The 7,531-nt window shown below is 38.9% G+C and carries 7 protein-coding genes and 1 pseudogene; 6 read left to right on the top strand and 2 right to left on the bottom strand.

All coding sequences use genetic code 11. The features are described 5' to 3' along the window. Positions 1–21 precede the first annotated feature (21 nt). Both P20480_RS13265 and P20480_RS13260 read right to left on the bottom strand, forming a co-directional pair. On the bottom strand, positions 22–531 hold the full coding sequence (locus P20480_RS13265; RefSeq protein ID WP_008127965.1) for a SixA phosphatase family protein: 510 nt from the start codon (positions 529–531) through the stop codon (positions 22–24). Next, positions 528–1,682, bottom strand: a complete 1,155-nt coding sequence (locus tag P20480_RS13260) for a serine hydrolase domain-containing protein (RefSeq protein ID WP_008127967.1) — start codon at positions 1,680–1,682, stop codon at positions 528–530. The genes P20480_RS13265 and P20480_RS13260 overlap by 4 nt, the downstream gene beginning before the upstream one ends. 112 nt (positions 1,683–1,794) lie before the next feature. Here P20480_RS13260 and P20480_RS13255 point away from each other — a divergent pair, with 112 nt between their 5' ends. The 6 genes and pseudogenes from P20480_RS13255 to P20480_RS13235 all read left to right on the top strand — a co-directional run bounded on the left by P20480_RS13255 (position 1,795) and on the right by P20480_RS13235 (position 7,513). After that, positions 1,795–2,598, top strand: a complete 804-nt coding sequence (locus P20480_RS13255; RefSeq protein WP_008127968.1) for a hypothetical protein — start codon at positions 1,795–1,797, stop codon at positions 2,596–2,598. 91 nt (positions 2,599–2,689) lie between these two features. Further along, positions 2,690–3,547 (top strand): MipA/OmpV family protein, encoded by an 858-nt coding sequence (locus tag P20480_RS13250; RefSeq protein ID WP_008127970.1) that lies wholly within the window; start codon positions 2,690–2,692, stop codon positions 3,545–3,547. After that, positions 3,537–3,920: a DUF3019 domain-containing protein gene (locus tag P20480_RS13245; protein ID WP_006793913.1), complete on the top strand. Its 384-nt coding sequence runs from the start codon at positions 3,537–3,539 to the stop codon at positions 3,918–3,920. The genes P20480_RS13250 and P20480_RS13245 overlap by 11 nt, the downstream gene beginning before the upstream one ends. 21 nt (positions 3,921–3,941) lie before the next feature. Further along, on the top strand, positions 3,942–4,646 hold the full coding sequence (locus P20480_RS13240; protein ID WP_008127973.1) for a response regulator: 705 nt from the start codon (positions 3,942–3,944) through the stop codon (positions 4,644–4,646). Between the two features lie 19 nt (positions 4,647–4,665). Continuing rightward, positions 4,666–5,956, top strand: a pseudogene (locus tag P20480_RS17810) (sensor histidine kinase). Positions 5,957–6,160: 204 nt separating this feature from the next. Beyond that, complete coding sequence (locus tag P20480_RS13235) at positions 6,161–7,513, top strand: sodium-dependent transporter (RefSeq protein WP_006793916.1); 1,353 nt, start codon at positions 6,161–6,163, stop codon at positions 7,511–7,513. Positions 7,514–7,531 lie beyond the last annotated feature (18 nt).

Raw genomic sequence — 7,531 nt, forward strand, 5'->3', positions numbered from 1 at the left:
TTATTTATTTAGTCCTGAATTCTAAAAAGTAAAATTCATTTCTAAGTCTTTGAGTAAATATTTAATTTCTGCATGATGCTTTTTTTTACTTAACAAGAAATAGCGTGAAAACTGCATTTCACTCATTGGTTCTATTTCTTCATTTGAAAGCAACGTTGCAAGTTCTGGAGTTGTATTGCTATGACCAATCACTGCAACTACGCCATCCAAAGACACTATCTGGTTTTTTAAATCTGCCAAATCTCTAGCATTGTAAATCTTTATTTCAGAATCAAAATGCGCAGCAAGTGGACCTGCTGTTTGTAAAGTACGTTTATAGTTACTACTAAATACATGCACTTTATCGAATTGCTTAAATAATGTGACTAGCTGCTCTGCCCGTTTATAGCCTTGCTGAGTTAACCCTGGGTTTTTACCCGCTAGTTTTTCACTATGGCGAAAAAGGTATATTTTTTCTGGAGCCGAAAATACATATTGGCTATTAAATAAAACTGCACATAAAAAAATAAAAACACCGTATTTTACTTTCATATTGTCTGCTCACGTTTGTACTTCAACAAACGATTAATAAACTCGGTTGTTAACTCATTAATTAACCCTGTCTCGGCGTTTAACACTAAGCTAAAGCCAATATTTAAATGGGGGAATACCACCAAATCACTTCGGTATCCTTGCACCCAACCACTATGATAATACAAGGTTTCATTATCGTAATTGTATACTCGCCAGCCTAAGCCGTAATAAGCTTCGTGTAACTGTTTTTTCCACACCCTGCGGTACATTTCTTTTTTAGTGCGTGTATAGGGCCGAGTTTGTTTAGACAAAGCATCAAGTGACAACACTTCAGGGTAGTGACCTAATTGCGCCTTTAACCAGATAGCCATATCGCTTGCACTAGCATTAACACCAGCTGCGGGTCCAACTTTGTAGTAATTTTTTTTCAGCTTTGCAGTGTACCAACGTTTTTTTCCACGTACGTGCGGTAAAGCATAATTACTATCAACCACCATGGCTTCATAACCCAAGCTAGCATCAATCATATCCAGTGGCTGAAAAATGCCTTCATTTAGCCATTGTGAATAATCTTTATTTGTACTTTTTAAAATAACATCATCAATTAAACTAAACATGACGTTTTGATAACCGTAGCATATACCAGGCTCGCAAATAGGTTTAACCGTCACTAACTTTTGTACTATATCGGGATAATCCATTCGCGACTCAATTAAATTGTCATATGCGTTTGGCACCAAGCCGCTAGAATGGCTAAGTAAGTGATAAACTTTTAAGTTTTTTTCGTATTCTGTGCCTATAAAATCAGGTAAGTAATTACTGACGGAGTTATCTAATTTTATGAGCCCATCACTAGATAATTTTGCAGCCAGAGAGCCTGCAAATGTTTTAGACACCGACGCCAGTCTAAAACGAGTGTGAACATTAACCTTTTGACCATTTCGGGCTTTTGTTCGTCCGACCGCATGGATGTAATCACTATTGCCTAAATTAACTATCGAAAGTGCAGCTCCTGGAATGCCTTTACTCGTGAGTTTTTTTTCTGCGTAACGGCCATACTTTTTTACAAAACTATCCCAATTTGGGTCTTGCTGCGCTGCAAAACTAACGGTTGCATACACAAAACACACTGCAGTTAAGCAATACTTTAAAAGTGGTAAGCGCTTCATTTTTTAATACTTTATCTTTTTAACTGCCTCTGTATGCATAATATCATGAACTTTTCTTTGGACTAACGTACAATACAAAAATTATTGTACTTTTTGTGGGTGTTAAGTATTTATGCGTTTTTTAGTTGTATTACTTTTTGTTTTATTTTCATCAGGTTGTGCCATTACCAAACAACCAGCAGAACCTTTGGCTATGCCGTTAAAGCCAGCATTAACAACGCAAACGTATCAGCTTAAATACCAAACAGATCATGCTTCACCAAAAGTGAAGTCGGTGCAATTGCCTGCACACAAAGTTTTACAAAATCAAACTGTAAAAATAATTACCGATAAAGCAAGTGTAACCGACACTCTACTATCGCAAATAAGCCAAGCACTTAACGATAAACAGCTTAAAGTTACGAGTAAAAATAACAGTGATTACACGCTGACTATTCAAAAGCTCGACTTAACATTTAAAGAAAACACACAGTATTCAATTGCCACACCTGAAAAGCCATTTGTCTTGTTTGAAAATATTGCAAAGCAATACCCAACGCAGCAATGTGCGTCTATTTTTGCAGAAGTTAATATGCGTTTAACACACAAAGCGTCTGGCGATGTGGTGTGGTTTGCAACGTCGTCGATAGATAGCGCCAGCTTTCACCGAGAGCCGCTAATTTACAGCTTAAGTGAAGAACAAAGAATTACAAACGAACTAGAGGTTGTTGCATTTATCCACCAGCAAAACACAGAAGAAGCACGTTTAGCTAGAGTGGGTAAAGAGGTGAAAATTCCTGAGTATCAAATGCTGTCTAAATTATCTAGCCTAAGTAAGTTAAGTGGTCCGTGTAGCCGCACAGAAGTCAGTGCTCTAACACCTATGATGCAATTTTACTTAAGCAGTATCTTAATAGATAAAATTAAAGTTCAGTAAAAGTAACATTTGCTACATTTTTTTACAGATTAAGGGTACACCTTAACAATATACTACGCACTATAACAACAAATAATCAGGCTCAACGTGGATGAAATATACCTTACTTAACCGTACTCTTTTTAGTATTGTCTTGTTTAGTCTGAGCCTTATAGCAACCTCAGCCCAAGCAAGTAATCGTTACTATGCAGACAACACGCTTGAGCCCACTCAAGGATTTGCATGGGACTGGAGCGCAGGGGCAAGTTATTTTGTAGAAGATACTTACCTAGTCGGCACCAATGCCTACGACACCGATTTAGAGCTCGATTTAAGCCTTGCTGTATCATACGACCGATTTTATCTTGACTTTGATCATAACCAACTCAGTGGTGGTCTTATTATCGGCTACAGTATCATTGATAAGTATGATTGGGGCTTGGATATACTGGGCACGAACACCCAAGCAGGCTTTGACGAAAAAGGGCTTGGCTTTTATAACAGTGGTGTAATTGCAGAGCTTGATGGCATAAAGTCTCGTCGCTATGATTTTGGTGTTGGTCTTAGGCTTACACGTCGATTCGAAAACTCTCAAATTTCATTTGAATACCTTTATGATGTTTCTGGCGCCCATAACAGCTGGGTTGTTAACACCTTCTTTAGCCAAATTTTACCGTGGCGAAACTGGGAATTTAGATCCGGTGTTGGCGTAAGTGCTTATTCAGCTGATTTTACAAATTATTATTTTGGCATTGACCAAGAAGAAGTAGCCGAAAACCGACCTTTTTATGATGCACATGCAAGTACCAGCCTAATATTTGAATTTCATGCTGAATACCCAATAAGCCAAGATTGGGTTTTTCTAGCTGGCTTTCTTTCCACATGGTTTTCAGCAGAAATCGACGACAGCCCAATTATTTCTCAAGGGTATCAGCATAAAGCCAAGGTAGGCCTACGTTATGTTTTTTAGATGGTTTTGTTTGCTAATAATTTTTCCTGTATCAGCGCTTGCGCAATCTAGCGATACACAAAATACTTTAACCGCGGTTCCTGATACGTGCGTAGCTCTTCGTGAAGGCCGCGATTGTTATGCCGACGTTGTTATTACGTGGCACCAACCCATTATTGGTAATTATTGCCTACGCGATGCAACATCAAAATACATTATGCAATGTTGGCTCAAACAGCAACAAGGCACATTAAATTACGCGTTTGATTCTAAGCAAAGTATCGCATTTGAACTATTTGATAGTAATACATCAAAAATAATTGGCACTGCAGAAGTAAAACTTCAGTGGGTATATCAAAACAGACAAAAAAAGCGTCGCTGGCGATTATTTTAGCCACTGCATTAAGGATAATTTATGGATAATTACGGCACTATTTTATTAGTAGAAGATGATGCATCATTGGCTCAGTGGGTAGCCGAATACCTAACTGAACAAGGCTACACTACCCATGTTTGTCACCGAGGTGATGAAGTTGTCAGTCAGGTAAAAACCTTGAACCCAAACATTGTCCTACTTGATATTATGTTACCTGGTCAAGATGGCATTAGTGTATGTAGAGAACTTCGTAGCTTTTATAATGCGCCTATTATTATGCTTACAGCACGTGATGAAGAAATGGATGAAGTTATAGGTTTAGAGGTAGGTGCGAGCGATTATATAATGAAACCAGTACGCCCGCGCGCTTTGCTCGCTCGTATAAAAGCGGCACTTCGTCAAAGTAGTGAGCCCAATAAATTGGAAAAAGTAGAAAGCACAATTTCGGTCGGTTCGCTTAATATTAATACCGAATCGAGAAACGTGAAATTTAACGGCGAAGACGTTAATATTTCCAGTGCAGAATATTTACTCCTGCATTATTTGGCAAGTAATGCAGGCCAAGTTGTATCACGTGACGCGGTTTTTAAAGCCACTAAAGGACGTGAATACGACGGACTTGATAGAAGTGTCGATGTGCTTATTTCTGCACTAAGAAAAAAGTTTAGCGACGACCCACAAAACCCTGAAAAAATTAAGACAATTTGGGGGCGTGGTTACTTGCTCGTCTCTACTGCATGGTAACTTACAGCTGTATGCTTAAATGAAAAAGTTTTACATATCACTACTTGGCAGCGCACTGGTATCTATTGTGGTTTTAGGGTGGCTTATAGACGCCTTTAGCCAGCAAGCACATACCCCACAAGACGAATTTAGTGTGCAAAGTAAAATGATGATGGGATTTAGTAAACAACTGGCAAATATTCCCACCTCTGAACGTGGCGCATATGTTAAGCAGCTAGGTGAAGAGTTTGATCTATCAATCGATTATAAACCTAATGAATCACTTGCTTTACCTCCTTCATTATTACTTCAAATGCATGCTGTTGGCGGATTGATTTTAGAAGATCAGCAAGGTTTTTATATGCTGTATAGCAACCAAGCGCTAAACCCCTTTCATATTTCTATGCGACTAAAAAAAAGCGCAGACACCGATAAACGAAATGATATATTTTTAACTTTGCTTTTTTATGCTGGCTTATGCATTTTAATGGGATTCATTATTGCGCCACTCGCTAAGCGACTAAGTGTTCTCAATGAGGCTGCTAAACAGTTTGCATCAGGCAATACACAAGCCAGAATTAACGCCTCGCATTTCACGTATATAAGAGATGTAGAGTTAACGTTTAACCGTATGGCGAGCCAAATTGAAAAACTTGTCGCTGAGAATAAATTAATGGCATCAAGTTTATCGCACGATATACGCACCCCTATTGCCTGTCTTCGCTTTGGCTTAGATGCCGCCTTAGATACCCATGATGAAAAAAAATAAAACCTATTTAGAGCGTATGGAAAACGATTTAGATCATATGGAATCCATGCTTAAGAGCTACTTAGCGTTTGCAACACTTGAACAAAACGCAAACAAATTGACGTACTCTTCAACAAATATTAAGCATTACCTTGAAGACATTTTAGTTCAGCTTGCCCCAAAGTTAGAATCACAGATGCTAACTGTTGACCTTAATAGCTCAACTGACATTATTGTTGCCGACCTTCATTGGTTTGCACGTGCAATTACAAACCTGCTGACCAATGCATGCGATTTTGCCGAACAATATATCTACTTGAGCGCCAAGGTTCACGAACGCCAACTTATCATAACTGTTGAAGATGATGGCCCAGGGATTGCTCAAGAAAACTTTAAAAATGTATTAAGCCCATTTTTTAGAGAGGAAGATCATAGAAACCGCGCAGATAAAAGCTATGGCCTTGGCTTGGCTATTGTTGAAAAGGTCGCTGACTGGCATAACGGTACTATTACTGTTAGCAAAAGTAAGCACTTAGGCGGAGCCTGCTTTACCTTTAGTATTACCCAGCACTATAAATCGTAAAGTATAAATTACGCGGTGTAATTAACATTTTTAAAACAAAATCAACCCATTAATTTTAATCTACTCCTAACATTTACTAAAAACAGCGCATTAATCACACCACTGGAAAACTAAATTATGTGGGATCAGCAAATAAGCACTTTTTATTTTTTTACATTTCCAGTAGATTGTCAGCGCCGTTAAAAAACAGAGAAGTATAATAATATGAGCGCAGTTAGAGGCGAGTTTAGTTCTCGCTTTGGATTTATTATGGCCGCCGCCGGTTCTGCCGTAGGTTTGGGCAATATATGGGGCTTTCCCACACAAACAGCCAGTAATGGTGGTGCCGCATTTTTAGTTGCCTATTTAGTGTTAGCTTTCTTTTTAGCTTATCCTGCGCTAATGGCCGAACTCATGATTGGTCGGCACGGGCAAGCCAACGCAGTCGTTTCTTTAACTAAAGTATCTAACAAACCTTGGCAAAAACACTTTGCATTTATTGTCGGCTTTGGGGGTATTTTATGCGCCGGCTTTATACTTAGTTTTTATGCTATTGTTGCAGGTTGGATGCTCAGTGCAACAGCCCAACCTATCGCCGCCTTGGCCGGAGCCGACGCAGCATCAACCTGGCTAAGCGAGCAATCACTTACTCGCAACGTTATTTTTACCCTTGTTTTTATTGTTTTAACAATAGCAATCATTAGTCGTGGTGTTGAAAACGGTATCGAAAAATGGTCAAAGCGCTTGATGCCCGCTTTATTGGGTATTTTATTTTTATTAATTGCTTATGTACTGACTCAAGAAGGTGCAATGGAAGGGTTAAAAGCCTACTTGTTACCTGACTTTTCGTCTATTTTTGACACCCAGTTAATTGTGAGCGCCTTAGGTCAAGCGTTTTTCTCATTATCGCTTGGCACAAGCGTTATGATTATATACGGCTCGTATATTAGTAAAAAAGAAAACCTAGTGTCTCTTGGTGCATACGTAACGTTAATTGATGTGTTTATTGCCTTTGTTGCTGGTTTACTTATTATTCCTGCTATGTATGTAGCTCAAGCACAAGGTGTTGAGATATTTTCTGCAAGCGGAAAATTACTCTCAGAAGATACTTTAGTATTTCAAGTATTACCCGCTTTATTTGAAGGTATGGGCAGTGTAGGTTTATTTGTTGGCTTTGCATTTTTTGCCCTAATGAGTATAGCTGCGCTCACTTCGTCAATATCAATGCTTGAAGCACCTGTTTCCTATGCCGTAGAACGCTTTGCCTTGAAGCGCATTCAAGCAACGTGGGTCATTGGCGCCTTGATAGCAGTTGTTAGCATTACGATTGTGTGTAACCTAGGCGCATTATTTGGTTTAGTGATCACACTTACCACTAAGGTTGCGCAACCATTACTTGGCTTAATGTGCTGTATTTTTGTAGGCTGGATTTGGTATAGAAATTCATTACTACAAGCCATTCAACAGGGCAATCCCGAGGTACAAACTACGCTATTTTGGAAAATATGGCCTTGGTATACTAAGTTTGTGTGCCCTATCGCAATAGGTGCAGTGTTTGTCCACTCGTTATTAAGCTAACAACAACTCATATAAAAG

Origin of the sequence: Pseudoalteromonas sp. BSi20480, from assembly GCF_000241365.1 — a bacterium.
Classification (GTDB): Bacteria; Pseudomonadota; Gammaproteobacteria; order Enterobacterales; family Alteromonadaceae; genus Pseudoalteromonas; species Pseudoalteromonas marina.